Genomic DNA, 26,903 nt, shown 5'->3' with positions numbered 1-26,903 from the left:
CCTCAAATTTAAGAAGAAAAACTGCAGTAAGAGGGGCTGTCACATGAACAAAATTGTGATTAAGAAGGGGGCAGAGCTCGTCTCCGATCATTTACTAGAGCAAATGAAGGAAGGTCTGTACAAGCCTGGTCAGAGGCTTCCATCTGTAGAAGCGCTCGCTAAGCAGTATCAAGTGGGCCGCTCCACGATTCGAGAAGCGCTCAGCGCGCTCAAAGCGATGGGTTGGCTCGACATTCGCCACGGCGGCGGGACATTCGTTCGCGAGCAGTCGAATGAACCTGCATCGGTCTTGCAGGGCTGGCTGGCCGATAAGCATTCGCTAACCTCATTAATTGAGGTGCGGAAGATGATCGAGGTAGGCTCAGCCAGCTTAGCCGCACGCAGGCGGACTGCGGCAGACTTGGCATATATGGAGGAATGCCTCAGTCGAATGGAAGCCCATCTCGATGATGAACAGGCAAGCCAGCAGGACGACCTGATGTTTCATATTCATCTGGCACGCGCAAGCCATAATGAGATCTTAATTCCGATGCTTCAAGCATTTCATACGGAATGTGCGCGCTACATGGGCAGCACGCGCCGCATGTGGCTGTTTGGCGAACGTTCTTCCACCCTGCTGCTTCTGGAGGAGCATCGCTCGATCTACGAAGCGATCTTGCAGCAGGATGAATCGCTCGCATCTAGAACAATGCTTGAGCATCTAACTAAAGTAGAAATCTTATTGGAGCAAAACAGGTAATTATCTTTCAATAATCTGCTAGGAGACTGACGAATGAACCGATCTTTCTATACTTTGTGGTCAAGCCAATCCTTTACTAGCATTGCTGGCTCCTTATACATGATGACGTTAATCGCAACAGTCTACCAAATGACTGGCTCTGCCGCCTTTGCAGGCGCTGTCTCCTTCGTGCGTTCGATCGCCGTGCTGGCAAGTAGCTTGACGCTGCCATTCTGGTACAAGAAGCTGCCTCTCACTGCAATTACGCGTCTATTTCTACTGCTTCAATGTAGTGTTGCTGCAGCTGTTGCCTTCTCTCTTACTCCGCTATCCTATGTCCTGCCGACGAATCTATATGTCGGCTATGCGTTCATCGGCATCGTGTTGATTGGCTATACGGAAGGCTGCGCCTCTACTAGCGCTAATGCGCTCTATCCACGCTTAGTCCATGTCGATAAGCGTGTGCAGGCCAACAGCCTCGTGTCAACGAGCATGCAGATGCTGTCCCTACTTGGATGGACATTTGGCGGCATCCTAGTTGCTAAGCTCGGCTATTCACTTGTCCTGCAGCTTGCAACAGGTCTGCTGTTGCTTGGACTCCTAATCATCTTTAAGCTGTCAGAGCCTCAGACAGATTCGGTTCAGCAAAAAGCTTCACGTTCCCTGCTGGCTGGATGGGGCTTTTTGTTCAAGCATCCCCAACTTCGCGTCATCACGTGGATGGATCTTATAGAAGGTGTAGCAGGTGGCATATGGATCGGTGGTATTACACTCGTATTCGTGCAGGAGGTACTGCAGCAAAATGAAGCTTGGTGGGGATACATTAATGCAGCTTATTACGCGGGTACGATCATCGGCGGCATCATCACGCTCAAGCTTGCGGCATGGATTAATCTTCACCTCGTAACCACGATTATCATCGGCTCTTTTGGCGTCAGTGTACTCGTGTTCGGGTATGCGATAAATGTCCAAGCCTTCGTAGCGTTAGCGCTCGTTATGCTGATGGGACCATTCTATCAGCTCCGCGACATCGCTCAACGAACTTATGTTCAGCTGCATACGCCTCAGGATGATCAGCCCCATGTATTTGCCGCGCAGAATACAATCTCATACGTCTTATTCGGTATTTCTGTGTTATTTGCTGGAACCGTGGCTGATCTATGGGGAGCACGCGCTGTTTATATTGTCGCTGGCACTCTGTATCTGCTATCATCGGCAGCAGGCTTTATATTGCGTCGTTCTCACACCTCGTTGCAGCAGGAACAGCAGCATACAACCAATTCCGTGTAAATGCTTTTGGCCTGCACGCACTACTTAAACCCTAAAATAAAAAACCCTCTAACGTATCACGAATTTCTCGAGTTTCTCGACCGAGACGTTAGAAGGCTATGGAGAACAAAGTATATGATCACTTGCTCTTGCGTGAAAGATTATAGATCGCTAGACCGTAGAACAATACTGTCGTAACGAGCAGCACGATGATGCTTGTGCCCATTCCCGTCGTATAATCACCAAACGAATAGGTGACTCCCATCATCTCATTGAATTGTTCAACAGCGTCCGATGGAGCATTGGCAAATGCCGCTGCCATGGGCTCTTCCATCATGACCTGTCTAAAGAGCGAACCAGCATGAGACACAGGGAAGATCTTAACGATAAACTGTACAGCCTCAGGCAGATTTCCGATGGGAATATATATACCGGTTATGAAGCCAATTAATGTTCCGACAACTGAGCTCGCAGTCGCGAATGCATTCTGACTTTTAAAGAAAGAGACGAGAAAGTAAACCATCGCGCTTCCAGAGAGAACTGACAATAGGATGATGCCCAGCACTTTTAGCAAGGCTGCAAACGATAGCAATTCGCCGCCATAGATCTTGATGTATCCTTCAGCAAGCACAAGAGCGATGAGACTGATGATGACCCCAACGATATAGGAACTAAGAATATATCCCCCGGCGAGCGAAGAACGTTTGATAGGCGAAGCCGAAAAATCCTTCAATATCTTCTTGGAGCGATCCTCCACCATGACTCCGAAGGCGCCCATCGTTGTCGTTATCGAAGTTACGGCAAGCAGCCCTGCCATAATCCAGCTGTCGATGAGAAAGCGAGCATGCTCACCTAATTCAGTCATGCCGGATGCAATCGCATCCCCAAGGAATAGTACGTATAAGCCTATGATGATGAAAACAGCGAGTAGGGAGAAGAATACAGCCGTTTTGTCTCGGAAAAATAATTTCAAATTACGCTTCGCGATATTAAGCATGCTCTCTGATCTCCCCTCCCGTAATGTGGATGAATACATCATCCATTGTGCCTTGTGTGACTTCAAAGCTTGATATGTACGGCTCGCATTGATTCAGAATCGCGATGGCTTCCATCGTATTCGTCAGCTTGATGGAGACGATCTCACCTGAACATCCATAACTTATGCCATTGGATTGAAGTACTTCAAGCAACTGATATCTGTCTAGGGGTATCATTTTCAAATAGTCAGCACTGAACTGCTCCTTTAATTCATACGGGGTGCCTTGGGCAGAGATCTTGCCGTGGTCAATGATCGTGACATAGTCCGCGTTAGCTGCTTCTTCCATGTAATGAGTGGTCAGGAACACGGTCATTCCCTTTTCCTTCTGAAGCTTCTGAATCGTTTCCCACACACTCTTGCGAGTTTGCGGATCTAATCCGGTAGTAGGCTCATCGAGAAAGAGAATCTTCGGCGTATTAATAAGCGCTCGTGCGATATCGGCACGTCGACGCTGTCCACCAGACAGCTTCCCATAAGGACGGTTCTTGAACTCCGTCGCTCCCGCAGCTTCAAGCGCAAGCTGTATCGCTGTATTAAGATCCAATTTGGATATGCCGTAGAAACCGCCTCTAACTTGTAAATTTTCAGTAACAGTCAGCAGCGGGTCGAGAAGGCTGTCTTGGAATACAACTCCGATCTTGGAACGGATCTGATTGTCGTCGTGTCCCAGCTTATGTCCATCTATTACAACAGAGCCGCTGTCAGGTTCTAGTAGCGTACAAATAATATCAATAGTGGTTGATTTACCCGCTCCATTCGGACCTAGAAAAGCGAATAACGAGCCTCGCTCCACGTAGAAGTCTATCCCCTTTACCGCTTCTACTTGACCATACGATTTCTTCAAATTAGTTACTTCAATGATCTTGTTCAAGCTTCATCACCTTTCTAACTCAGAATTCCAATTTAGTCTCGTCATGATCTCTAGTCACACCAAAACACTGGAAACAATAACACATATAAATCTTAACTAGCTTTACATAATCTGTCTACAAAAAAATGAGCATTATTTCACATGCTTGCCTCCAAACAAAAATAACCGCTTTGCCGTCATTTGAATGAACAGCGAAGCGGTTATTGGTATAAGCAGCAAATAAGTTATACGGTGGATCGTTGCATCAAACTATGACTGTGGGTTGACAACAGTGCCCATAAACAGCGGCAGTCCTGTCTCATTGTCCATAATGGTGTATAGGAAAGGTCGATTCAGCATAATGGACTTAGCGACGACCGCGCTTTCATTCTTCATCTCCACTTTCGTAACAGCGCCTGCTTTCGTCCCCAATTCGTCTACTTGAATGTACGTTTTATGCAGCACATCGCCGATATACACATTGCCGTTCAAAGATACAGCCATTCGACTGAAATCAGCCAGATGCTTATCAAATCCATCGGTTAACCCTAACTCTTTTAGCGGATCGACGAGATTTACTTGGTACTCATATTTGAACTTCGGCAGCTCGGCTATTACCATTTCATCGGACTTACTTCCGATTAGATGAAGCCATGACTCGCCAGTTAGCGATGCCGCATATTCATCCAGTGATATTCCCTCGTTTGGTAGGATGGCAACGAAACTGAATCTGTTATCCTTGTAAGGCTTGATAAAGCCTTGCGCGCGATCATCTTGTACATAAGCCCTTTCTTCTGAATACATGTACTCCACATCGATAGACCGCTTATCATCTAACTTAAATGGACCTTTTCCTACATCATTCTTGTTGTATACATTCGCCCATTCCTGTTCGAACAGCACCGTATTAAATAGGTACATGACCGTATCCGTATCAATCTTATCAATAATTGAATCGATCAACCCATCTGTATTATGGTTCACCCAGTTGTTGATATCATCAACAGTTCGCGCACTGTTGAAGTCGGCTAGATACGCCGCAGCTTCATAATAAGTCGCATTCGTCTCCAGGAAGGCCGGCATAACTTGAAGGTCGGGAGCATCCTTATACCAAATGGAATTCGCAATATGAAAAGTACCAGACTTCGCTTCTCGAAGTCCGCTTGCAAGTGTGCTGTAGTATCGGTTCAAATCTTCAATCTTGAGCGAGCCTCCGCCTAACAATGCTTCCATTTCCGCAAGGGTATGGTTTGCAGCTCCATTAGCAGTCATGCCTAACGCCAAATAGACAGATGCTGGTGAGATCAGAGAGTTCTTGTCCAGCTCCGCTGAATGCCTAAACAGATCTATAGAAAAGTCTGCCGTAGCTTGTATAAAGGCTTGATCCAGCTTTACAGAGCTTGATGGCTTCGCATTTACATGATCCATCAGATTAGCTGCTTGTACATGGTGCTCTGAACTCTTCTCTTGGCGAGGGAATAGGCCCAACCAGATCACTGCCGCTGTGATCGCAACGACTAAGCCTCCCCATATGAACCAGACTGATTTGGATTTACGTAAGCCGCACATCGTGTTCCCCTCCAGGATAATTTGAAAATGACGAAACTTATCCACTTTATTTTCCATTTAGACGTGCACAGCAAGTTAAATGTTTCAGCTCGAGTGTAAGATCTCACAGATCATTGGCACGAAAAAACGGCAGAAGAAGGACGCGCCTTCTTCTGCCGTTAGTCTAGTTGCATATTGCGTCAAACCAAGCTCTTTAATCTGCCGCTTGTTCCTTCTTCTCTTCTTCCTGAATCAAGCCTGCGAACAGCGCGTGTACAAACTGCTCTGAATCGAACTTTTGCAGATCGCCCATCTTCTCGCCCAGCCCAACCAGTTTAACAGGCAAATTCAGCTCTTGTCGAATCGCAACGACGATACCGCCCTTGGCTGTTCCATCGAGCTTCGTCAGCACTAAGCCTGTTACACCGCTCTTTGCTCCGAACAGCTTCGCCTGCGACAATGCATTTTGCCCAGTCGTTGCATCCAGCACCATCAGCACCTCATGCGGTGCATCAGGTACTTCGCGCTGAATGACGCGGAAGATCTTGTTCAGCTCATCCATCAGATTCGTCTTGTTCTGCAAGCGCCCCGCAGTATCGCATAGAAGCACGTCAACGCCGCGCTGCTTAGCAGCCTGCACAGCGTCAAACATAACCGCTGCCGGATCAGAGCCTGATTGATGCTTGACCACATCTACCCCGACACGCTGACCCCACACTTCAAGCTGCTCAATCGCACCCGCGCGGAATGTGTCTCCAGCTGCCATCAATACACTCTTGCCTTCCTGCTTGAAGCGGTGCGCCAGCTTTCCGATCGTTGTCGTCTTGCCGACACCGTTGACACCTACGAATAAGATGATCGTCAATCCATTCGGATTCATACGAAGATCATTCGCTTCGTCACCGCGCAGCAGCTCGATCAGCTTCTCAGATAGAATCGGTTGAAGATCAGCTGCTTCCTCGATCTTGCGCTTCTTCACCTCGCTGCGCAGATCCTCGATCAGATTCATAACGGTGTTAACTCCAACATCCGCTCCGATTAGAATTTCTTCCAGTTCCTCGTAGAACTCCTCGTCAATTTTCTTGCGGCGAGTGATGAGGTCTGCCACTTTCTCGACAAAGCCTTTTCTCGTCTTCTCAAGACCTTCCTTGAACACGGACGTTACAGCTTCAGTCTTCGATGCGATACTTTCTTTTAGTTTCTTAAAAAAGCTCATTTGTGTTCCTCCGATCTATGCAATGATCGCTTCATCATCTTCCAGCTTCACGGATACCAGCTTCGATACGCCGCCCTCTTCCATTGTCACGCCATACAGAACATCAGCTTCTTCCATCGTACCCTTACGATGCGTGACAACGATAAATTGCGTCTGTTCTGAGAACTCACGCAAATATTGAGCAAATCTCGTTACATTCGCTTCATCAAGCGCTGCCTCAACTTCATCAAGCACGCAGAATGGCACAGGCTTAATGTGCAGAATCGCAAATAGGAGTGCCATCGCGGTCAATGCTCGTTCTCCACCTGAGAGCAGTTGGAGATTCTGCAGCTTCTTGCCTGGCGGCTGCGCTACGATATCAATACCGGTCTCAAGCACACGATCCGGTTCCAGAAGCACTAGATCTGCGCGTCCTCCGCCAAACAGCTTCGCGAATACGACAACGAACTGCTTGCGAATCGCATCGAATGTCGTCTTGAAGCGCTTGGACATCTCATCGTCCATTTCCTTGATGACTTGGTACAGCGTCGTCTTCGCCTCAATCAAATCGTTCTTCTGCTCGCTCAAGTATTCGTAGCGTTCATTCACTCGGTCATACTCATCAATCGCACCGAGGTTGACTTCACCAAGCGCTGTGATCTGGCGTTTCAGATCGCGCACTTCCTGCTGTGCCGCTTGAATATCCTCCGGCATCGGATAACGATTCTTCGCCGCCTCGTAGCTGATCTCATATTCCTCGCTCAGCTTGCGCAGCAGATTGTCCAGCTCAACGTCAAGACGATTCGCTTGAATCTCGGTCTGGCGCATGGCATCCTCAACCTGTTTAAGCTCCGTGCGCTGCTCCTTCGTATCGCTTTCCGCAAGCTCCAGCTTGCGCATCGACTCTGCGCGCTCCGCACGCTTGAAGTCGATCTGCTTCGCCGCTTCCTGCTTCTTGACGCCAAAGTGGTTCAGATCCTCCATCTGCTTCGTCATTTCATGAACGACGGTTTCCAGATCGATCTGAACTTGAATGAGTGTCTGCGTCTGCTGCGCGTATTCACGTTCATACGCGGCAGCATCCTGCTCCGCCCGCTTCAACTGTTCGCTCAAGGAGAACAGCTCTTGATCCAGCTTGCCTTGGCGAACCTTCATATCTGTCAGCTGCGATTGCAGTTCTTCCTTCGCAGACTCGTTCGCGCGGCGCGCTGACTCCGCTGTCTGGATCGCCACCTGTTGGCGGTCCTCCTCGACCTTCAGCTCCGCAAGCCGCTGCTCAGCCGTACGCTGCCCTGCTTCCAGCGTCTTCATCTCTTCTTGCGCGAGCAGCTGCTCCTGCTCTTCAGCCCCGATCAGCGATTCGAGCTGACGATCTTCCTTCTCCAGCGCTGCGAGCTCATTGGCTAGCTGCTGTTCGCTGATGCGCTTCGCTTCTCCCTGTTCGCGAAGGTCGTCGAGACGCTTCACGCCAGTTGTCGTGCGCTGCTTCAGCTCTGTGACGGAATCTGTAAGCTTCTTCAGCTGCGCTTCCGTCTCTTTAATCTCCTGCGCGAGCTCTTCGAGCTGGCGCTTGCGCCCCAGCAGGTTCGCGCCTTTCTTATTCATGCTTCCGCCGGTCATCGAACCGCCGGCGTTCACAACGTCGCCTTCCAGCGTGACGACGCGATAGCGATAATTCAGCTTGGCCGCAATCTTATTGGCATGCTCCAGCGTTTCCGCCAGCACGACGTTGCCAAGGAGGCTGCCGATGATCTGCTTATACGTTTTCTCGGTACCAACCAGATCAGCTGCTATGCCGACATGGCCTTCCATGCCTTCAATAATCCGGCGGTCCGCATCTTGAATCGTGCGGGCGCGGATAACATCCAACGGCAGGAACGTAGCCCGTCCGAGCTGACGCTGCTTCAGGAAAGCAATCGCCTGCCGGGAGACGGCTTCATTCTCCATGACGACGTGCTGAAGCGCGGCGCCAAGCGCTGTCTCGACTGCTGTCTCCAGATGCTCCGGCACCTGAATCAGCTCTGCCACTGCACCGTGCACGCCAGTCAAGCCGTTCGGACGGCGCGACGCCTTCAGCACTTCACGGACGCCGAGCATGAAGCCGTCAAGATCATCCTGCAGCTCCTGCATTGTGTCGCGGCGGGAAGTGATCGAGTCATGCTTCTGCTGCCATTTACGCAGCGCGACTTGCCCTTCTTCAAGCAGCTTCTCATCCTGCTTCAGCTGCTCGCCTTCTTGCATATAACGCTTACGGATATATACAAGGTCATCCGCCATCGTATCGATGCGGCGCTTCATATCCTCAATCTTCTTGCGCACGTCGGAGCGCTCTGCTTCACGCTTCGCTCGCGCCGCGTTCATCTTATCTAAGCGCTTCGTTAACGTCTCTTTCTGCTGTTCATAGTAACGGATGTCGTTGCGCTGCTGCGCCATCTGGTTTAAGATCTCCAGCATCTGACCCTTAAGCGATTCCTCAGCGTCAGAGCTTGCTCCGCCAGCAACGCCGACTAACCGCTCCTGCTCCGCCTGAATAAGACGGTTAACTTCGTTCAGCTCTACTTCAACAGCAAGACGCTTATCGCGTACGCCTTGCACTTCAAGCTGCTTCGACTTCATGCGTTCGGACGTAGTCTCGATCGCTTGCTGAAGCTGCTGCTCATTCGCAGTCAGGTTCCGCTTGCGTTCACGCAGCACTTCGCCCTGTCCCTCGCATTTCTCATACTCTTCACTGTAATGAAGCAGTGTCGCTTGGTATTTCTCAAGCTCTTCCTCGAGCTTGCGGAGCTCAACACGATGAACCTCCAGCTTCGCGTCATGCTCGCTAACAACAGCAGACAAGCTTAGTTCACGCTCTTTCAGTTTAGCAAGCTTATCATTGGCCTGCTGCCACTGCTCATGCAGCTGTTCGATCTGATGAACATATACCGCGATTTCCTTTGTCTTCAGCCATTCACGCAGCTGCTTATAATGACGAGCCTTCTCGGATTGCTCTCGAAGCGGGCTAATCTGGTCTTCCAATTCTGTGACAAGATCATGGATGCGCAGCAGATTATGCTCGGTATCTTCAAGCTTCTTCGAAGCCTCGCGCTTTCTGGACTTGTATTTGACGATACCAGACGCTTCTTCAAATATGCCACGGCGATCTTCAGACCGCGTACTCAAGATTTCCTCGATTCGGCCTTGTCCAATTATCGAATAGGCCTCTTTGCCGATTCCCGTATCCATGAACAGCTCTGTAATATCACGAAGACGGCATGACTGCTTATTAATAAAATATTCACTGTCTCCGCTCCGATGAACACGTCGCGTCACGGTTACTTCGTTATAATCAAGAGGCAGCGCTTGGTCACTATTATCGAGCGTTAAGGAAACCTCGCCATAATTGACCGCCTTGCGCGAGTCACTGCCTGCAAATATAATATCCTCCATCTTGCCGCCTCGTAACGACTTGGCGCTTTGCTCGCCCAGTACCCAGCGGATGGAGTCTGAAATGTTACTCTTACCACTGCCGTTCGGACCAACGACACCTGTAATACCTTGTACAAACTCCAATTCTGTCCGATCGGCGAACGATTTGAAGCCTGCCAATTCCAACCGCTTTAAGAACATTTTCTCCCATTCACCTCATGTTCTAGTACGACTCATCGCCATCCGTGGCAGACGATGTGCTGCAACTATTCTGGCTGGATGCCATTCGGACAAAGAAAGAGCAAAAATCAGCCGCTCGTCTCGCACGCGCTGCTCTTTGCTCTTTCTGCGAAACCGGCCGACAGCTCGCGCGCCGGCCTCAGTACTTTATAATTTCGGTATGACTACTTGTTCAAGAGCTATTGCCGCTGCTTGCTGCTCCGCTTCTTTCTTAGATCGGCCTAATCCACGACCTAGACATACATCACCCATAAACACTTCAGAAACGAACTCGCGCTCGTGCGCTGGTCCACGCTCCTCGACAATGCGATATTCCAGTACGCCTAAATTATGATGTTGAGTCAGCTCCTGCAGCTGAGTTTTGTAATCATTCGTCTGCAGCTTGCCATCCAACGAGATATATGGAAAGACGAACCGCTGCAGGAATTCACGGACTATATCCAAGCCCTGATCCAGATACAGCGCGCCGATGAATGATTCAAACACATCCGCTAGCAAGGCTGGCCGAGTTCGGCCACCTGTTAATTCTTCGCCTTTTCCCAGCAATACGTACTGTCCAAATTGAAGATGATTCGCAAAATTGACGAGAGAAGGCTCACAGACGATCGATGCACGCATCTTAGTCAGTTCACCTTCCGGCCGTGTTGGGCAGCGCTCGAATAGAAATTCCGAGACTGTCAGCTCCAACACGGCATCACCAAGAAACTCTAATCTTTCGTTATCTTGGTGATGCCCGAAACGATGTTCGTTCACATACGAAGCGTGCGTGAATGCCTGTTTCAACAACTGACGATTCTTAAAGGAAATGTTCAGTTTCTGTTGTAACTGCTTCATATCTGCACTCAACTGTTTGACCCCTTATGCTTCGAATTTCTTCATAATGATTGTGGCGTTATGACCGCCAAATCCGAATGAATTAGACATGACGACATTAACATCCGCTTTGCGGGCTACGTTCGGCACAACATCCAGATCACATTCTGGATCCTGCTGATCCACATTGATCGTCGGCGGAATCACTCCATTTTGAAGTGTAAGTCCGCAGATAACTGCCTCTACGCCGCCTGCAGCGCCAAGCAAATGTCCTGTCATTGACTTAGTAGAACTAACGGCAACTTTATAAGCGTGATCGCCAAGTGCCATCTTAATAGCTTTGGTCTCCGACTTATCGCCAACAGGCGTCGAAGTTCCGTGTGCATTGATGTACTGCACTTCCTCTGGGTTCATGCCAGCATCTTTGATAGCACGCTTCATGCAGGACGCCGCTCCAGTTGGATCCGGCTCTGTAATATGATGCGCATCCGCGCTCATGCCGTAGCCTGCGACCTCAGCGTATATATGCGCGCCGCGATTAAGCGCGTGCTCTAGCGATTCCAACACCAATACGCCAGCGCCTTCACCCATAACGAAGCCATCGCGGTCAACGTCGAACGGACGGCTTGCACGTTCCGGCTCATCATTGCGCGTCGACATCGCGCGCATAGAGCAGAATCCAGCCATTCCTAACGGCTGGATCGTTGCTTCAGAGCCGCCGCATATCATAACGTCCGCATCGCCGCGTTGAATGACTTTAAAGGCGTCGCCGATCGAATGCGTTCCCGTCGCACAAGCTGACACTGGCGAAGTATTAGGCCCCTTTGCGCCAAGAGTCATCGAGACTTGTCCAGAACCCATATTAGCAATCATCATAGGGATAAAGAACGGGCTTACTCGTTTAGCGCCCTTCTGCAGGAGCGTAGTATGCTGTTCTTCCCAAGTGCCCAACCCACCGATACCGGAGCCGATAATAACACCGACACGTTCTGGATCTTCCTCTTCTTGAATGTTCAGCTTCGCATCTGCAACTGCCAACTTAGAAGCAGCAACCGCGAATTGAACGAAGCGGTCCATGCGGCGGGTTTCCTTCTTATCCATATAGGCTTCGGGATTGAAGTCCTTGATCGAAGCCGCAATCTGCGTTGTATAGTCCGTCGTATCGAAAGATTCGATACGAGAAACCCCTGATTTGCCTTCCATCAGATGGTTCCAGAACGTATTCAGGTCTGAACCGAGAGCTGTTACAACGCCCATTCCGGTCACTACAACCCTATTCTTCAAACAACATCACCTCTTTAAACTATTTCTGTTCCAATACTCTATAGTCCAACACATGCATGGCATGTGTATCATCTCAATAGGTCATATGTTGATAACATCGATTAATGAGGAGAAGTCCCGTTAACTTAGAACGGGACTTAACAATCTTACTTATGAGATTGTATGTAGTTGACTACTTCTCCAACAGATGTAATCTTCTCTGCATCTTCATCAGAGATTTCCATATCAAACTCATCTTCTAGTTCCATCACCAATTCCACCACATCGAGGGAATCAGCGCCTAGATCATCCTTGAAAGATGCTTCGAGAGTAACTTCAGCTTCATCAACGCCAAGGCGCTCTATGACGATACGCTTTACGCGTTCAAATACTTCAGCAGACATCCGGTTCACCTCCTCTTTGGTATTATACGAGAAAACATACTAAATTGCCATATGAAACGGCTAACAAAAAATGCTCAACACCTATGGATTCATAGGAGTAGTAGCTTTACATATACATGCCGCCATCGACGTGGATCGTCTGTCCGGTCATGTAGGAAGCATCGTCCGATGCCAAGAAGAGCACAGCTTTGGCGATATCTTCCGGACGTCCGAGCCGGGCGAGCGGAATGCCTGCCAGCAACTGCTCCTTCGTACTGTCAGACAGTACGTCTGTCATGTCTGTCTCGATAAATCCTGGGGCAACTGCATTGACAGTAATACCCCGTGATGCCAACTCACGAGCAGCAGCCTTCGTCAAGCCGATAACGCCTGCCTTAGCAGCAACGTAATTAGCCTGTCCAGGGTTGCCAAGCGCGCCTACTACAGAGGAAATGTTGATTATGCGGCCAGAACGCTGCTTCATCATAGGTCGCGTGACAGCTTTCAGGCAATTGAACACGCCTTTCAAGTTCGTCTCGATAACCTGATCAAACTCTTCTTCTTTCATGCGCATAATTAAATTATCTCTTGTAATACCAGCATTATTCACCAGAATATCAATCTTGCCAAATTGTTCCAGCGCCGCTTTAACAAGCTGCTCCGCTTCATCCGCCTTGCCCACATTCGCTTGAACAGCGACCGCTTGACGTCCCATCGCTTGAATGGCAGCGACGGTTTCTGCCGCAGCACCAGCACTGCCGGCATAATTGACGATGACATCAGCGCCCGCTTCAGCTAGAGAGAGAGCAATAGCGCGGCCAATTCCACGGGAAGCGCCAGTTACAAGCGCTACCTTGCCTTCGACTTTAGACAATCCTATTTCCTCCTTCCAGTGGAATCAATAGATCCATGCATAGCAATCCTTGACTCCGTTTACTTCACATACGGGCATACGCCGCAACGGGGTATGCCCGTGCTTATTTACTGCAATTATCTATTGCGAAGCATTAAGCTTCGTAAGACTGAACAGCCTCTAAGCTATTGATGGATACAACCTTAACCGAACGATCAATCTTCTTGATCAAGCCGGCTAATACGGTGCCGGATCCAATCTCAATAAACGTATCGACACCTTGCTCGATCATGTAACGAACACTGTCCTCCCACAGCACGGGTGAAAACACTTGCTCCACCAGCATCTCGCGCAGGCGCTCACCCGATTGCTCGGCACGAGCCGACACATTCGCGACCACTGGTATCGCAGCATCTTCCACATCCGTTTCGCTTAACGCGATGTTCAAACGCTCTGCTGCGGGCTTCATAAGCGTTGAGTGGAATGGACCACTGACCTCGAGCGGAATGACGCGCTTCGCTCCAGCTTCCTTGCCGCGTTCTACGACAGCCTGCACACCAGCTGCTGAACCGCTCACGACAATCTGGCCGGGAGCGTTGACATTCGCCATCTCGACAGGCGCTGTATAGGCTGTTATGTCGTCGCATAGCGCGCCCAGCTGATCGCGATCCGCGCCAAGCACTGCCGCCATCGCGCCTTCGCCATTCGGCACCGCTTGCTCCATAAATTCACCGCGCTTGCGTACAATCGCGACCGCGTCTTTGAATGTCATCACTCCCGCGACGACGAGCGCGCTGTACTCGCCTAAGCTATGTCCAGCCACATAATCCGGCGTAACGCCTTTCTCCGCAAATGCCTTATACAGAGCATAGCTGGTTGTCAGTAGCGCTGGCTGCGTGTTTGCCGTCTGCTTCAGCATGTCATCCGGCCCATTAAAGATCAGATCCGTCAGTGCGAAGTCAAGCATCCGATTCGCTTGCTCAAACACTTCACGCGCTGCAGGAACCGATTCATACACATCTCGTCCCATGCCGACAGCCTGTGCACCTTGGCCAGGAAAGACAAAGGCTACCTTGCCCATCGTATCCACTCCTTCGATCTATCTACCATCTTTTACGATTGCATCCTTGCTTATTAGTATCGTCCAGTTATAAGGAAATGACACTTTCAGATCCCATTCTTCTATGTAACCGCTCGTCTCCGGCCTACCAGCCGAAGACGCACGCTCCCCATGTCAAGCCGCCGCCGAAGCCGACAAGCACAACGGTGTCGCCTTGGTTGAGGCGTCCTTCTTCTGCCGCCTCAGCCAGCGCGATCGGAATCGACGCTGCTGAAGTATTCGCGTACTTCGGCAGATTAATAATGCATTTTTCCTCAGGGAGATTCAAACGATCAATCGCCGACTTAATAATTCGAGCATTCGCCTGATGAGGAATAAACAGGTCGATGTCTTCCTTCGTCTTACCTGCCTTCGACAGCGCCTCCTCAGCGGCATTCCCCATGATGCGAACGGCGAATTTAAATACTTCACGGCCATTCATATAGATACTGTGCAGCTTATTTTCAACCGTCTCAACCGATGCTGGTTTACGAGAACCACCCGCTTCGAGCTTAAGCAGATCTTTGCCAGTGCCGTCAGCGCCCAGCTCGAACGACATAAAGCCTCTGCCTTCTTCCACTGGGCCAAGCACAGCTGCGCCTGCTCCGTCACCGAACAGAATGCATGTGTTGCGGTCCGTATAATCTGTGATGCGTGACAAGCACTCAGCGCCAATAACAAGGGCATGCTGGTAGATGCCAGTCTTAATAAAATTCGAAGCTGTCGCTAAACCATATATGAATCCTGCGCAAGCCGCTGACAGGTCAAATGCTGCCGCTCGGCTTGCTCCAAGACGCTCTTGAACGATGCAAGCGGTGGAAGGAAACATCGTATCCGGTGTCACTGTGCAGACAACGATCAAATCAAGCTGCTCCGCTGTAATTCCTGCCGATTCCAACGCCTTGACCGCAGCCTCATAGGCTAGATCGGATGTCGCCTCATGCTCGCCAGCGATACGCCGTTCCTTCATGCCTGTCATGGTTACAATCCATTCATCGCTTGTGTCAACCATTTCTGACAATTCGGCATTCGTCAATATACGTTCAGGCACGTACTTCCCTGTACCGATTATTCCTACTGGACGAAAACTCATTACGTATCACTCTTTTCACTGTAATATAACGTATTATGCTTGTTTATGTGCCTGAATCTCAGCTGAGATTGTATTGGTCAGATCATTCTGCAGCGCTGTTCGCGCTTGGCGGACAGCGTTGAATATAGCTCGCTTGTCAGACGATCCATGAGCCTTAATCACAAGACCGTTCAATCCAAGCAGCGGAGCCCCGCCAACTTCCTTATAATCCATCATGTTCTTCAATCGTTTCAAGCTCGGCTTCAAGATTGCAGCAGCGAGTTTATTGATAAATGAACTTGTAAACTCCTTCTTCAATATACCGAACAATGAACCAGCCGTTCCTTCGAGCGTCTTCAGCATCACGTTGCCGGAGAATCCATCGCAGACGAGCACGTCACAAGGACTTTCCAGAATATCTCGAGATTCTACGTTGCCAACGAAATTGATCGGAGCTTTTTCCAGCAATGGAAATGCACCTTTCGTCAACTCATTGCCCTTCATCGCCTCGGAGCCGACATTCAGGAGACCTACTCTCGGTTTTGTAATACCGTGAACCTTCTCCCGATATATGCTGCCCATCATCGCATACTGCAACAGATGCTCTGGCTTAGCGTCCATGTTAGCGCCTAGATCCAGCGCAAGCACGCCCTTGCCGTCAATCGAAGGAATGATAGGCGCAAGCGCAGGCCGCTCAACACCTTCCATACGTCCCACAACGAGCAGTCCCGTTGTCATAAGCGCACCTGTATTTCCGGCAGATATCATGCAGTCCGCTTCCTGCTCTCGTACCATACGACCCGCCATAACCATCGAGGCACCCTTCTTGCGGCGTACCGCCTTGACAGGCTCATCATCCGCTTCGATTCGTTCTTCCGTATGAACGATTCGAATATTGCTTGGAGCTCCCTGCATCAAAGGTTGAATCTGCGCTTCATCGCCCACAAGAATCAGCTCAATGTCTTTCCAATTATTTGCCGCTTCGATTGCGCCTTCCACATTGCACTTAGGAGCGTGGTCTCCGCCCATTGCATCAATGACGATCTTCATGCTTACTTCCTCCTCTGTTGGAACCATCCGCTCTATGCTGAAGCTTCATGATTCAGCGATCGCTGCCCGTTCCATCTGTAGTCGAGCGAAATATGATAAAATGCCCTTGAAACACAAGTTCCTCACCAACATAACTGAATACTTCTACCTTAGCCTTGCTTCGTTCGCCCGATATAGAGCGCACATAAGCTTTGGCAATACATTTCTCACCTTTATGAACTGAGCGGATAAAGCGAATATCAGCGGAGGCGGTCAAAGCAATTTCATCATTGATGACAGCCACTGCCAGCGAGTTTGCCTGCGCAAACAGATGGTGTCCCCGCGCAATCTGCGTTCTGGAGAACACATGCTCTTCCCCAATTTCGAATATCGATATTCCGCTCTTATCTAATTGCAAATCAATAACATCACCAATAACCTCATGCAGCGGCAGCGAGCGCACTTGATCGTATGAGCGTTCTGCCATCAGTTTCAACCGCTCTCTGAGTTCTGGAATACCGAGTTCCATCCGATCCAAGCGTATCGTCTGAATGCTGACACGAAGCATTCGAGTCAATTCCTGGTCCGTTATAAATGGATTATCTTCAATAACCTTCATCAACTGCTGCTGACGTTGCCGTTTCGGTAGCCGTTCCATGTCCCACACCCCTTACTGCGTGCCGCAGGTACCTGCCAGCAATCCATCAAGCCCAGCAATCCCCACAAGCAATATATACAAGCTGATCGGCTAGGTGCTCGCGTCGAGACCCGTCCAGCTTTATTCTCTTTTTAGAACCTGGTACTAAACTAGTATATAGAAAAATGCCAATAAAGAAAAGCACCAGTTTCACACATCTGCTCCACATGCGAATTCACCCTGGTTTTCGGTAGCTATTTCGGCTGGATCCTATATGCTTTATTATCTGAAAAGCCTGACCAATCAAGGTACACTCCCACATTTCCTGCAACAGAAACTAATCAATCGAACTAGAAACACTTTACCGCCTATTACACACGCTATACCTTGGCAATGAAATGATTTCGCTGAATCAGCTGCGGACACACAAGCCGCTATTTGCAGCCATAACCTCTATTTCGCCATGTTCGCGGACCGTAGAGCCGCTATTTGATCAAAATCAGCTAGTAAACGCTAATTTTGTCACAAATAACGGCTTCTGTGTCCATATAATTCAAAAAAAGCCTCATTATCACAAAATAGAGGCTTCTGTGTCCGTTTCATCCGGTTAGATAATCCAAATCAACCACCAAACGGTGAAAGCAATATCGTTTTACTGAGCTTGGCAATTTGCTCCATGCACATTACCCGTAACATACAAGAATAGTAAGTTGTTGCTATATGCACCTATTGAGATACATTCCGCCATTATCCCCAGCACTCAGTTACCCTGATCCTATAAGCCCTATAGGGCAGAAGCAAATTAGCGTCAGGCGTTACACTATTATCCCTTGTACTCAGTTCCCCTCTAATCCTGAGACTTAGGGATAATAGGCAAATGACAGCTATTAGTGGTAGTAGTAGTTTGTAGCAAATCATGCTTCATTCCAAGCTCAACAGCCGTCATAGAAACACATTACCTCCAATTACACACTTCAACCTTGGCAATACCTTGCTTGATTCAGTAGCGGACACACGAGCCTTTATTTGCAGCCAGAACCTCTATTTCGCCATGTTGGTGGACCGTAGAGCCGCTATTTTATCAAAATCAGCTAGTAAACGCTAATTTTCTCACAAATAACGGCTTCTGTGTCCACAAAACTCAAAAAATGCCTCATAATCACAAAATAGAGGCTTCTGTGTCCGTTTCATCCGGTCAGATAGTCCAAATCAACCACCAAACGATGAAAACTATATCGTTTTACTGAGCTTGGCTATTGCTCCATGCAAATTACCCGTAACATACATGAACAGCGACTTGTTGCCATATGCACCTATTGAGATACATTCCGCCATTATCCCCAGCACTCAGTTACCCTGATCCTATCGGACAGAAGCAAGTTAGCGTCAGGCGTTACACTATTATCCCTTGTACTCAGTTCCCCCTCTGATCCTGAGGCTAAGGGATAATAGGCAAAAGACAGCTATTAGAGGAAATTGTCGCTTGAACGTAGCATAGTACACATTTGTTTAGAAATGCCGCGTCTGCACTTCCGTTAGAATCTCAATGTTCCAATTTCGCTGATCCATAAAGTCGCAGTCCAACTATACCTCTCTCACAGTGTTTCACCATTATCCCATCCACTCAGAACCGCTAATCCTGAGACTTGGGGATAATAGGCAAACGACAGCTGTACCCTTTACCCTGAGGCTTAGGGATAATGGATAGATAACGACTAAGAGAGACTCTTGTGCGTCAGATCATGATCTTCATTTTCACCAAGCAGCAAAAAAATAGTACCCCATCCGAGGATGAGGTACTACTTCTCCGTATTGGACGCCGAATCATGTGGAATGAACGCATCCATAAGTATACGATTATTGCTTGATGATCTCTCTAGCTTTGTATGTTCCACAAACCTTGCATACATGATGCGAAAGCTTCAACTCTCCGCATTGCTCGCACTTGATCATGCCTGGAACCTCTAATTTAAAGTGAGTACGGCGCTTATCGCGACGTGTTTTGGACGTTCTTCTTTGAGGTACTGCCATGTTCCCACCTCCTTACATAAATTACGTACTGCTAAATCTAACGATGGCTGGTTCTCAAGTTACTTCTTAAAAAAGTCCATCAATCCTGCCAGTCTCGGATCAATCCGTTCATTCGAGCAACCGCACTCTGTCTCATTGCGGTTCACACCGCAGGTTGGGCAGAGTCCTTTGCAATCCTCTTTACAGAGTGGCGCATAAGGCAAATGAACGATGACCGCTTCCTCCACATATGGCTTCAGATCGACGTTTTCGTCTGTCACGTATGTGACATCGTCCACATCATCTGCAGGAAGTCCAGATGATTCCGTCAGTCGATAATGTTCATCAAACGGAATAACAAGAGTTTCGGAATGAGGCGTCAAACAGCGTGAGCAAACTGCGCTAATCACTGTTCTAAGCTTCCCGCGAACACCAATCTGATCTTCGCTTTCTGCTGTAGCTGTTAAGTCGACTTCAATGGGTCCGATCTCGCGAATGTCGTTTTGGCCACGCACGATCTCATCGGCGCGGAACGATTCTTGAATTCGCATATCTTGTCCTTTAGTGACGTCTCTAATAATAACCTTCATGTGATCACCCCAAACAAACAAAATTAATTATAGCTATTAGGCTTATGCTTTGTCAACCAATTTTGTTTGACAGTTTCGGAAAACGGGCATTATAAAGCCACTTTTGGCGACATGCTCTTCATGATATGATGAATAGCATATAAAAACAAGCACCTGCAATTAGTATACCCTAATAATTGTCCATATGGTCAATGGAAAGGATGAAATTCATGCAAACTGTCGGCGTCATTGTCGAATACAATCCCATGCACAACGGCCATGTGTACCATGTGCAGGAGTCGAAGCGAGTGACGGGGGCAGAAGCCGTGGTCGCCGTCATGAGCGGTCATTTTCTGCAGCGCGGCGAGCCTGCCGTCTGCGATAAATGGTCGCGCGCAGACATGGCGCTGGCGCTGGGCGTCGACCTCGTGCTGGAGCTGCCAGTCGCTTATGCCGTGCAGCCTGCCGAATGGTTTGGATTCGGCGGAGTGGCGACGCTTGAGGCTACCGGCGTGGTCGACGCGCTCTGCTTCGGCAGCGAGCTGGGCAGCATCGCGCCGCTGCGGGAGGCCGCCGCTCGCTTGACGGACGAGCCTGATGCCTTCGCCTCGCTGCTGCAGGCAAGCCTTAAGGCAGGCAACAGCTACCCGAAGGCATATGCGCAGGCCGCTGAAGCGCTTGGCGCCGAGCCTGGGGCGCAACAGTGGATTGCCGAGCCGAACAATTCGCTCGGCCTCCACTACATGATGGCGCTAAGCCGCCTCGGCAGCCGAATCGAGCCGCACACGATTACGCGCGTAAAGGCAGGCTATCACGACGAGAGTGTGAACGACAGCAGCATCGCAAGCGCTACAGCCATTCGCCGACTCGTGTTCAGCGATGGCGTCGCGCACGCGGCTGCTTATCTGCCAGACAGCTCCCTGCAGATTCTGCAGCAGCTTGCCGCTTGTGGCAGACCCCCAGTGAGCTGGCGTGATTACACGTCGCAGCTGTTCTACCAGCTGTCTGTGCTGAATCCCAGAGAGTTGGAGCAGATGCTGGAAGTTACCGAGGGGCTGGAGTACCGGGTGCTGAAGACGCTGCCGGAGCTCGCTCGTTTCGAGCCAGAGCTGCTGCTAGAAGCGCTGAAGACGAAGCGCTATACGCGCACTAAGCTTCAGCGAATGCTGACGCACATCCTGCTCGGGCATCGCAAGACAGACTTCGGGCCTGACGCGCTTGCCGCAGGGCCGTCATACATACGCGTGCTCGGCTTCTCCGAACGCGGTCAGACGCTGCTTAAGCGCATGAGGAAGGCTGCATCACTCCCGATCATCCAACGGATGACTCGGGAGAATGCAGGCCTTGGCGGCGCGAATGGACTCGCCGCGGATGCGCGCGCAACCGCGGTGTACGCGACAGCCTTCGCGAAGCGCGACGGTCGCGCCGCATTCCGCGACTTCTACGAGCCGCCGCGACGGCCGCGCACGTGATGCACAAAGCCCCCTGTCCGCTTGAATATGGACAGGGGGCTTTGCGCTGCTACTTCTTATCCAACGTCTCGAGCGCCTTCAAGGCGTCGTCGAGCGTTGCTACAGGCACGAGCTTCATCTCGGTATCCATCTTGTCTACCTTCTCTTTCGCTTCAGCATAGTTGCCCTCTGGCACGAGGAACATCACCGCGCCTTCGCGATCAGCGGCGACTACCTTGTGTTGGACGCCGCCAATAACCCCAACCGTGCCATCCGGGCTTATAACGCCCGTACCCGCGATCCGCTGCCCCCGGGTCAGATCTCCCGGTGTCAGCTGGTTAATAAGCTCTAGGGTAAACATGAGCCCTGCCGACGGCCCTCCGACATCGCTTTCCTTGAAAGTAATCTTCTTGGAAGCATCATCAGGCACAACTTCCTTCTTCTCGCCATAAACCGTACCGAAGCCTGTTTGCTTCTTAGTCGGATCAGCTGATGAAGTAAAGGTGACGAGCGTTGCGCTCACATCGACCATTTCCCCGTTACGCTCAACTACCGCCTTCAACGTGTCTCCAGCCTTGTAGGTTTTAATTAGATCTGTCAGATCCGTGATCTTCTTGATTGGATGTCCTTCGACAGAAACGACACGATCATTGGTCTGAAATTCATTTTTAGCAACTTCCGGAATGTTACGAATCACATAAATGCCTTCTGTTACGATCTGGTATGGGATATTCAGTTTGTTATAAGCCGCAAGCATCGCATTGCTCTGCGATCCCATCATGTTGAATACTTGCTCTGTCTGATATTCTTCCTCCGTACGACCCTGCAGCGCATCTTCTTTCCTTGAATACTCCGCATCGTCATTAAACATATTCCAACCGAGCATGAATAGATTCGCATTCATTCTTCTGACAGTCGTCATCATGAATACGCCATCCTCCTGCTGATCGCCGCCAGGTACATCCACCATCGGTTTAACTGCTTCCGCACTGCCTGCGGTATATATGACAAATGGCATCGGCATAAAAACGAGCAGGTATACCGCTATCATCCCTGCCGCCAACCATCTCCACGCATACCATGGACTGCGATTGGAAGATCGCTGTCCTGAATGTATATCTGCCATTACTGACCGCCTCCTCCAATAATAGGTTCTGTTGGTATAAAGCCCGTCCGCTGCACGTAAACATGTATAAATATGGACGTGCAGGCTGCTTATAGCCGTTTAATCCGAAACACGAGGTGAACCTATGCCCCCTATGCTGCACCATGATCAGCGCAGCGCTCCTGCCGCATCGAAGCTGTATACGATTGCTGCGGGCAGCCTTGCTGTGCTGCTTATCATATGTATTGTGTCCTATCCAGATGCCGCATTTCGCGCTTCCTTACAGGGATTAAAAGTATGGTGGAACATCATTTTCCCTGCGCTTCTTCCTTTCCTTGTGCTGTCTGAGCTGTTGCTTGCGTATGGCTGGGTACATGGTCTTGGCGTTCTGCTCAACCCTGTCATGCGCTTGCTGTTTCGTCTCCCCGGCGTAAGCGGTTGGGCTTGGGCCGTCGGCTGGACCGCCGGTTATCCAGCGGGTGCCGAAGCGGTCGTTAAGCTCCGTCAGCAGCGTCAGCTTAGCCTCAGCGAGGGAAATCGGCTGCTCGGATTAACACATGCCAGCAGCCCCGTATTCATGATCGCCGTCATCGGCGTCGGCTTCATGCAGCAAGCAGATACCGGGCTGTTAATCGCTATCGTTCACTGGTTGTCTGCGCTTCTGACTGCCTTCATCCTGCGATGGACCGCACAGCCGAACGAGGCTGATGCGATTCATGCGGATGCAGTCAGCGGCAGACGTTCAGTTAACGACTCAGAGCAGCCCGGCAAATCGACCTCGCTTGCGCGCAGAATTGTCGATGCGATGGAACACGCGCATCGCGCCGACGGGCGCCCGCTGGGCAAGCTGCTCGGCGAATCAGTCTCATCCGCCGTTCAAACCCTTATGATGATCGGCGGGTACATCATGATCTTCTCTGTCATCATTCAAGTATCGAGACTTGCCATACCTCATCAGTTCGGCTCTTATCTGTTGAACGGCCTGCTGGAAGTTAATCTAGGCGCCTTTACGATAGGAACGGCAGTGTTCGCTTCACCTGTGTTTCAAGCTGCGCTCGTTAGTGCGGTGCTTGGCTGGAGCGGCATCAGCGCGCATCTGCAGGTTCACAGCCTTATGAAGAACAGCGATCTGCGTTTCTCGCATTTTCTGTTATCCCGTATGGTGCATGCCATCTCTGCATTCCTGCTGACCTATGTATGCTGGGAGCCGTTTCACAATTGGTTTTCAGGCAAACAAACCGCGCAGCCAGTGCTCCTGCAGCCTATAGAACAAACGATGCCGCCCGCTTCCATATGGCACAGTATATTTGACTGGATCTCAACTATACCTACAGGCTGGTACCAGTTCATGCCTTTGCTGATCGTCGCGACCCTAATGCTCTTCGTACTCTGCATCTCGAGCGCATTAATAGCGATATGGACACACCTCATCCGATCTCGATAACGAGAGCGAACCGTTCGGATGCTGTTTATCGAATTAATCTGTATATGCGTTGTATTTTTTGCGCAGCGCCTCTTCCACCTCAGGGGAGACAAATTCGCTCACAGGTCCGCCGAAACGCGCGATTTCCTTTACCATGCTCGAGCTCAAGAACGAATACTTCGGATTCGTCATCATAAAGATCGTCTCGACTCGAGGATTCAGCTTCTGGTTCGTGCTCGCAAGCTGCAGCTCATATTCGAAATCCGTAACAGAGCGCACCCCTCTCACAATGACGTGCGCCTCCTTCTGATCCATGTAATTGACGGTCAGATCTCGGAAGCTGTCCACTTGCACATTGCCCAGATCTCGTGTCACTTCCGCAACCAACTGCTTGCGCTCCTCAACCGTGAACAGAGGATTTTTGCTTATGTTGTTTAGGATTGCAACAATGACAATGTCAAATTGCTTCGATGCGCGCTCAATAATATCCAGATGCCCGCGTGTAACAGGGTCGAAGCTCCCCGGGTAAACGGCAATGCGCGGGCCTTTGTTAGGAGTGGTTTGCATAATCAGTGTCCTCCTTCAATTCATGTTGAGCGTCTGTTGAATCATCCATTTGATAAATAGTCAGTACTGTTTCTCCATATTCCGATCGCTTCCACATCTTATATGCGCCGATCTGTTCCGGATAGGAATGCCCTGCATCATGCTCAATCACAATGGTTGCATTCTTATGCACAAGTCCTTTCTCATGCATATCCAAGATAAGCTCATCCGCGTCCGTAAATCGATAAGGCGGGTCCAAGAAGATCAACGCGAAGCTCGTCCCTCGCTTAGCCAGCGCCTTAATGGCACGCTTCGCATCATTGCGATATATTTCAGCTTGTTTCACAAACTGGGTCACCTGCACGTTATGTTTGATGACTTCAATTGCTTTCGGATCCATATCGATGAACACGGCTCGATCCATCCCGCGGCTTAACGCTTCGATACCTAGTCCTCCAGTACCTGCAAATAAGTCCAGAACATTACCGCCCTCAAAAAATGGTCCAATCATGCTAAACAGCGCTTCTTTTACTTTATCCGTTGTAGGTCTTGTCCCCATTCCAGGTACAGGCTTCAACGAGCGCCCCCTAGCTGTTCCAGATATAACTCTCACTTACACACCACATTTCTATTTAACTGTCTTATCACTCTGTTGGCATTCATTTGCCCCTAGCTTCGTCGTTTATCGTAACACATTTTCACGCGATTGTTGAGACGTAACTCCATGCCGTTTCAGATACAGAAAAAGGACTGAACCCCGTGATTCAGCCCTCTAGATGCATAATGCTGTTTATGAGCCAAGCTTGGCTACAATTGCCTTCGCTTCTTCCAGCATCTTCTTGCGCGTTTCATCATCCACAGTCGTTACAGAGGGGAAATACTTATGCTCCAACACATCAATTCCCACAAATTCAAATATCCCCTCATCCACCGTCTTTTTCATAGCCTCAAACATCTTGACCTCGCGGTAATGCTCCTCCGAATTGCCCATCATGGTAAACAGAATCGCTTTCTTGCCGCTCAGCAGCTTCTTGATTCCTTCTCCATCCATGCTGTAAGCGAAGCCATACGAAAATACGCGATCAATATATCCCTTCAACAGTGCCGGCAATGTTCCCCACCACAGTGGATAAATGATAATCAAGCAGTCCGCCCATTTGACATATTCTTGTTCCACCCTAACATCCTCCGGAACATTTCCAGACTTTGACGCCGCAAAATCTTCAACAGTCAGCACCGGATTAAACATTAATGTGTACAAATCCCGAAGCTGGATATCGTGACCATGCTCCTGCAAAGTGGATTCCACTGCTTCTCGCACGGCATACGTAAAACTGTCCGGGTTCGGATGAGTATTAATAACAGCTATTTTCATAAATAGTCAGCTCCTCGCGCGCGTGATCTAAGCTTTATTCATTCCGGCATGCTCGCTTGGGACACACCTGATCTTAGAATGCACGGGCCGTAAACTGACAATACCTTGGTAAAGGTACACTACATGAGTTGAGCTTTGACAAAATAAACATTTTTCGAGCACCTAAGTATATTTTGCATCAATCGGGCAATCCTTAAATTATCGGCATTAAGAAATGTCGTAGACAACCGCGGAGAAGACTTACGTTTCCCCATAAGCTCTTCGTCCGGTTTCTCCTCTCCCATGAGAGCGCCATAGCGATATGGCGCTCAATTTATGTTTGAAAAAGCCTTGTTTATCAAGGTTTTAGTCGTTCGCCAAATACCCCCTATTCAATTCCACAAGCGAGTAACAATTTCCACTTCATTTCCGCGTAATCCAAGAACTGAGCACCTGTCATATCTAGACTATCAAATTCAATATTGACGAAAAGACAGACTATTAATTGAAGATTTTGCAAAATGCTATTGATAACTGAGCAATTGGGATAATACTCAAATGAATGTTAAAAGACATATTTAGCAGACGCTAGCTCTAAACTGATGTTGATCACCCCTGGGTCATCATATTTATCGATATTTCAGACAAATCATAAATCAGCCTTCCATTATTATCAAATTACAAATATGTCATCTATCCCCTTATCAAATTCACTCATCGTAACTTTATTGCGCGACTCTCGTCATATGTATATGGATATATAATACATTACCTATGAGGGAGTGATACGTGTGGAAACATTCGGCAGAGGGTGTCTATACATCATCATCGGAATCGTTGTACTTATGTTTCTGGCCTTTTTAATTGGCGGAACGATCCATATTCCAATGATTATTGCAATCCCGTTAATTATTCTCGCGTTCTATATAGCATCTAAGAAGAGCCAAGACAAAATCGAGTAGGAGGGGGCGACTAGCCCCCGTCCTCTTACACCACCGTACGTACCGTTCGGTATACGGCGGTTCATGG

At 49.4% G+C, this 26,903-nt stretch carries 24 protein-coding genes; 5 read left to right on the top strand and 19 right to left on the bottom strand.

Features of this window, described 5'->3' with window-relative positions:
- Window positions 1-43 precede the first annotated feature (43 nt).
- Both AC3WTP_RS22150 and AC3WTP_RS22145 read left to right on the top strand, forming a co-directional pair.
- On the top strand, window positions 44-739 hold the full coding sequence (locus tag AC3WTP_RS22150) for a FadR/GntR family transcriptional regulator (protein ID WP_492396799.1): 696 nt from the start codon (window positions 44-46) through the stop codon (window positions 737-739).
- Between the two features lie 33 nt (window positions 740-772).
- Window positions 773-2,008: an MFS transporter gene (locus AC3WTP_RS22145; protein ID WP_492396798.1), complete on the top strand. Its 1,236-nt coding sequence runs from the start codon at window positions 773-775 to the stop codon at window positions 2,006-2,008.
- A 118-nt stretch (window positions 2,009-2,126) separates the two neighbouring features.
- On the opposite strand, the gene AC3WTP_RS22140 is transcribed toward AC3WTP_RS22145, so the two are convergent.
- The 15 genes from AC3WTP_RS22140 to AC3WTP_RS22070 all read right to left on the bottom strand — a co-directional run bounded on the left by AC3WTP_RS22140 (window position 2,127) and on the right by AC3WTP_RS22070 (window position 20,016).
- Window positions 2,127-2,984 carry an ABC transporter permease gene (locus AC3WTP_RS22140; RefSeq protein ID WP_492396797.1) on the bottom strand — a complete coding sequence of 286 codons (858 nt, stop codon included), beginning with the start codon at window positions 2,982-2,984 and terminating at the stop codon, window positions 2,127-2,129.
- The gene (locus AC3WTP_RS22135) at window positions 2,977-3,897 is read right to left on the bottom strand and encodes an ABC transporter ATP-binding protein (protein ID WP_492396796.1); all 921 of its coding nucleotides are present in this window, start codon (window positions 3,895-3,897) and stop codon (window positions 2,977-2,979) included. Before AC3WTP_RS22135 ends, AC3WTP_RS22140 begins: the two co-directional genes overlap by 8 nt.
- A gap of 249 nt (window positions 3,898-4,146) precedes the next feature.
- Window positions 4,147-5,445 carry a serpin family protein gene (locus AC3WTP_RS22130; protein WP_492396795.1) on the bottom strand — a complete coding sequence of 433 codons (1,299 nt, stop codon included), beginning with the start codon at window positions 5,443-5,445 and terminating at the stop codon, window positions 4,147-4,149.
- Window positions 5,446-5,638: 193 nt separating this feature from the next.
- A complete protein-coding gene (ftsY, locus tag AC3WTP_RS22125) occupies window positions 5,639-6,640 on the bottom strand; it encodes a signal recognition particle-docking protein FtsY (protein WP_492396794.1) in 1,002 nt (333 codons plus the stop codon).
- A 15-nt stretch (window positions 6,641-6,655) separates the two neighbouring features.
- The gene (smc, locus tag AC3WTP_RS22120) at window positions 6,656-10,228 is read right to left on the bottom strand and encodes a chromosome segregation protein SMC (RefSeq protein WP_492396793.1); all 3,573 of its coding nucleotides are present in this window, start codon (window positions 10,226-10,228) and stop codon (window positions 6,656-6,658) included.
- Window positions 10,229-10,414: 186 nt separating this feature from the next.
- Window positions 10,415-11,113, bottom strand: a complete 699-nt coding sequence (gene rnc, locus AC3WTP_RS22115; protein WP_492396792.1) for a ribonuclease III — start codon at window positions 11,111-11,113, stop codon at window positions 10,415-10,417.
- A gap of 12 nt (window positions 11,114-11,125) precedes the next feature.
- A complete protein-coding gene (gene fabF / locus AC3WTP_RS22110; RefSeq protein WP_492396791.1) occupies window positions 11,126-12,364 on the bottom strand; it encodes a beta-ketoacyl-ACP synthase II in 1,239 nt (412 codons plus the stop codon).
- Window positions 12,365-12,510: 146 nt separating this feature from the next.
- Window positions 12,511-12,747, bottom strand: coding sequence for an acyl carrier protein (gene acpP / locus AC3WTP_RS22105; protein WP_458568302.1), 237 nt, complete (start codon window positions 12,745-12,747; stop codon window positions 12,511-12,513).
- A gap of 106 nt (window positions 12,748-12,853) precedes the next feature.
- A complete protein-coding gene (gene fabG, locus AC3WTP_RS22100) occupies window positions 12,854-13,600 on the bottom strand; it encodes a 3-oxoacyl-[acyl-carrier-protein] reductase (protein ID WP_492396790.1) in 747 nt (248 codons plus the stop codon).
- 133 nt (window positions 13,601-13,733) lie between these two features.
- Entirely contained in the window at window positions 13,734-14,660 is a 927-nt protein-coding gene (fabD, locus tag AC3WTP_RS22095; RefSeq protein ID WP_492396789.1) for an ACP S-malonyltransferase, read from the bottom strand.
- 124 nt (window positions 14,661-14,784) lie between these two features.
- Window positions 14,785-15,771, bottom strand: coding sequence for a beta-ketoacyl-ACP synthase III (locus AC3WTP_RS22090; protein ID WP_492396788.1), 987 nt, complete (start codon window positions 15,769-15,771; stop codon window positions 14,785-14,787).
- A 33-nt stretch (window positions 15,772-15,804) separates the two neighbouring features.
- Entirely contained in the window at window positions 15,805-16,800 is a 996-nt protein-coding gene (plsX, locus tag AC3WTP_RS22085) for a phosphate acyltransferase PlsX (protein ID WP_492396787.1), read from the bottom strand.
- Between the two features lie 52 nt (window positions 16,801-16,852).
- Window positions 16,853-17,437 (bottom strand): transcription factor FapR, encoded by a 585-nt coding sequence (gene fapR, locus AC3WTP_RS22080; protein WP_492396786.1) that lies wholly within the window; start codon window positions 17,435-17,437, stop codon window positions 16,853-16,855.
- Window positions 17,438-19,273: 1,836 nt separating this feature from the next.
- Complete coding sequence (gene rpmF / locus AC3WTP_RS22075) at window positions 19,274-19,447, bottom strand: 50S ribosomal protein L32 (RefSeq protein WP_492396785.1); 174 nt, start codon at window positions 19,445-19,447, stop codon at window positions 19,274-19,276.
- 59 nt (window positions 19,448-19,506) lie between these two features.
- Window positions 19,507-20,016 (bottom strand): YceD family protein, encoded by a 510-nt coding sequence (locus AC3WTP_RS22070; RefSeq protein ID WP_492396784.1) that lies wholly within the window; start codon window positions 20,014-20,016, stop codon window positions 19,507-19,509.
- A gap of 191 nt (window positions 20,017-20,207) precedes the next feature.
- On the opposite strand from AC3WTP_RS22070, the gene AC3WTP_RS22065 reads away from it, so the two are divergent.
- On the top strand, window positions 20,208-21,467 hold the full coding sequence (locus AC3WTP_RS22065; RefSeq protein WP_492396783.1) for a nucleotidyltransferase: 1,260 nt from the start codon (window positions 20,208-20,210) through the stop codon (window positions 21,465-21,467).
- A gap of 49 nt (window positions 21,468-21,516) precedes the next feature.
- Here AC3WTP_RS22065 and AC3WTP_RS22060 read toward each other — a convergent pair whose 3' ends face one another.
- Window positions 21,517-22,572, bottom strand: coding sequence for a YlbL family protein (locus tag AC3WTP_RS22060; protein ID WP_492396782.1), 1,056 nt, complete (start codon window positions 22,570-22,572; stop codon window positions 21,517-21,519).
- A 124-nt stretch (window positions 22,573-22,696) separates the two neighbouring features.
- On the opposite strand from AC3WTP_RS22060, the gene AC3WTP_RS22055 reads away from it, so the two are divergent.
- Complete coding sequence (locus AC3WTP_RS22055) at window positions 22,697-23,995, top strand: nucleoside recognition domain-containing protein (protein ID WP_492396781.1); 1,299 nt, start codon at window positions 22,697-22,699, stop codon at window positions 23,993-23,995.
- Between the two features lie 33 nt (window positions 23,996-24,028).
- Here the strand turns inward: AC3WTP_RS22055 and coaD are convergent, their stop codons facing one another.
- From coaD to AC3WTP_RS22040, 3 genes are all read right to left on the bottom strand, one after another.
- The gene (gene coaD / locus AC3WTP_RS22050) at window positions 24,029-24,541 is read right to left on the bottom strand and encodes a pantetheine-phosphate adenylyltransferase (RefSeq protein WP_492396780.1); all 513 of its coding nucleotides are present in this window, start codon (window positions 24,539-24,541) and stop codon (window positions 24,029-24,031) included.
- The gene (gene rsmD / locus AC3WTP_RS22045; protein ID WP_492396779.1) at window positions 24,525-25,133 is read right to left on the bottom strand and encodes a 16S rRNA (guanine(966)-N(2))-methyltransferase RsmD; all 609 of its coding nucleotides are present in this window, start codon (window positions 25,131-25,133) and stop codon (window positions 24,525-24,527) included. The genes coaD and rsmD overlap by 17 nt, the downstream gene beginning before the upstream one ends.
- Window positions 25,134-25,310: 177 nt before the next feature.
- A complete protein-coding gene (locus AC3WTP_RS22040) occupies window positions 25,311-25,895 on the bottom strand; it encodes an NAD(P)H-dependent oxidoreductase (RefSeq protein WP_492396778.1) in 585 nt (194 codons plus the stop codon).
- A gap of 770 nt (window positions 25,896-26,665) precedes the next feature.
- Between AC3WTP_RS22040 and AC3WTP_RS22035 the strand changes: the two genes are divergently transcribed.
- Window positions 26,666-26,836 (top strand): hypothetical protein, encoded by a 171-nt coding sequence (locus tag AC3WTP_RS22035; RefSeq protein ID WP_492396777.1) that lies wholly within the window; start codon window positions 26,666-26,668, stop codon window positions 26,834-26,836.
- Window positions 26,837-26,903: the final 67 nt, after the last annotated feature.

The organism is Paenibacillus sp. EB106-04-04-XG159 (genome assembly GCF_058791835.1).
Note: the sequence above shows the minus strand (reverse complement) of the source record. Positions and strands in the feature narration are given on the sequence as shown.

Bases quoted from the DNA above. Each gene is read 5' to 3' on its own strand.
- AC3WTP_RS22145 (WP_492396798.1), top strand. From the start codon at position 773: ATGAACCGATCTTTCTATACTTTGTGGTCAAGCCAATCCTTTACTAGC.
- fabD (WP_492396789.1), bottom strand. From the start codon at position 14,660: ATGGGCAAGGTAGCCTTTGTCTTTCCTGGCCAAGGTGCACAGGCTGTC.
- smc (WP_492396793.1), bottom strand. From the start codon at position 10,228: ATGTTCTTAAAGCGGTTGGAATTGGCAGGCTTCAAATCGTTCGCCGAT.
- AC3WTP_RS22055 (WP_492396781.1), top strand. From the start codon at position 22,697: ATGCCCCCTATGCTGCACCATGATCAGCGCAGCGCTCCTGCCGCATCG.
- AC3WTP_RS22065 (WP_492396783.1), top strand. From the start codon at position 20,208: ATGGAAAGGATGAAATTCATGCAAACTGTCGGCGTCATTGTCGAATAC.
- AC3WTP_RS22150 (WP_492396799.1), top strand. From the start codon at position 44: ATGAACAAAATTGTGATTAAGAAGGGGGCAGAGCTCGTCTCCGATCAT.
- coaD (WP_492396780.1), bottom strand. From the start codon at position 24,541: ATGCAAACCACTCCTAACAAAGGCCCGCGCATTGCCGTTTACCCGGGG.
- AC3WTP_RS22140 (WP_492396797.1), bottom strand. From the start codon at position 2,984: ATGCTTAATATCGCGAAGCGTAATTTGAAATTATTTTTCCGAGACAAA.
- AC3WTP_RS22040 (WP_492396778.1), bottom strand. From the start codon at position 25,895: ATGAAAATAGCTGTTATTAATACTCATCCGAACCCGGACAGTTTTACG.
- acpP (WP_458568302.1), bottom strand. From the start codon at position 12,747: ATGTCTGCTGAAGTATTTGAACGCGTAAAGCGTATCGTCATAGAGCGC.
- plsX (WP_492396787.1), bottom strand. From the start codon at position 16,800: ATGAAGATCGTCATTGATGCAATGGGCGGAGACCACGCTCCTAAGTGC.
- AC3WTP_RS22060 (WP_492396782.1), bottom strand. From the start codon at position 22,572: ATGGCAGATATACATTCAGGACAGCGATCTTCCAATCGCAGTCCATGG.
- AC3WTP_RS22090 (WP_492396788.1), bottom strand. From the start codon at position 15,771: ATGAGTTTTCGTCCAGTAGGAATAATCGGTACAGGGAAGTACGTGCCT.
- ftsY (WP_492396794.1), bottom strand. From the start codon at position 6,640: ATGAGCTTTTTTAAGAAACTAAAAGAAAGTATCGCATCGAAGACTGAA.
- AC3WTP_RS22070 (WP_492396784.1), bottom strand. From the start codon at position 20,016: ATGAAGGTTATTATTAGAGACGTCACTAAAGGACAAGATATGCGAATT.
- fapR (WP_492396786.1), bottom strand. From the start codon at position 17,437: ATGGAACGGCTACCGAAACGGCAACGTCAGCAGCAGTTGATGAAGGTT.
- AC3WTP_RS22130 (WP_492396795.1), bottom strand. From the start codon at position 5,445: ATGTGCGGCTTACGTAAATCCAAATCAGTCTGGTTCATATGGGGAGGC.
- rpmF (WP_492396785.1), bottom strand. From the start codon at position 19,447: ATGGCAGTACCTCAAAGAAGAACGTCCAAAACACGTCGCGATAAGCGC.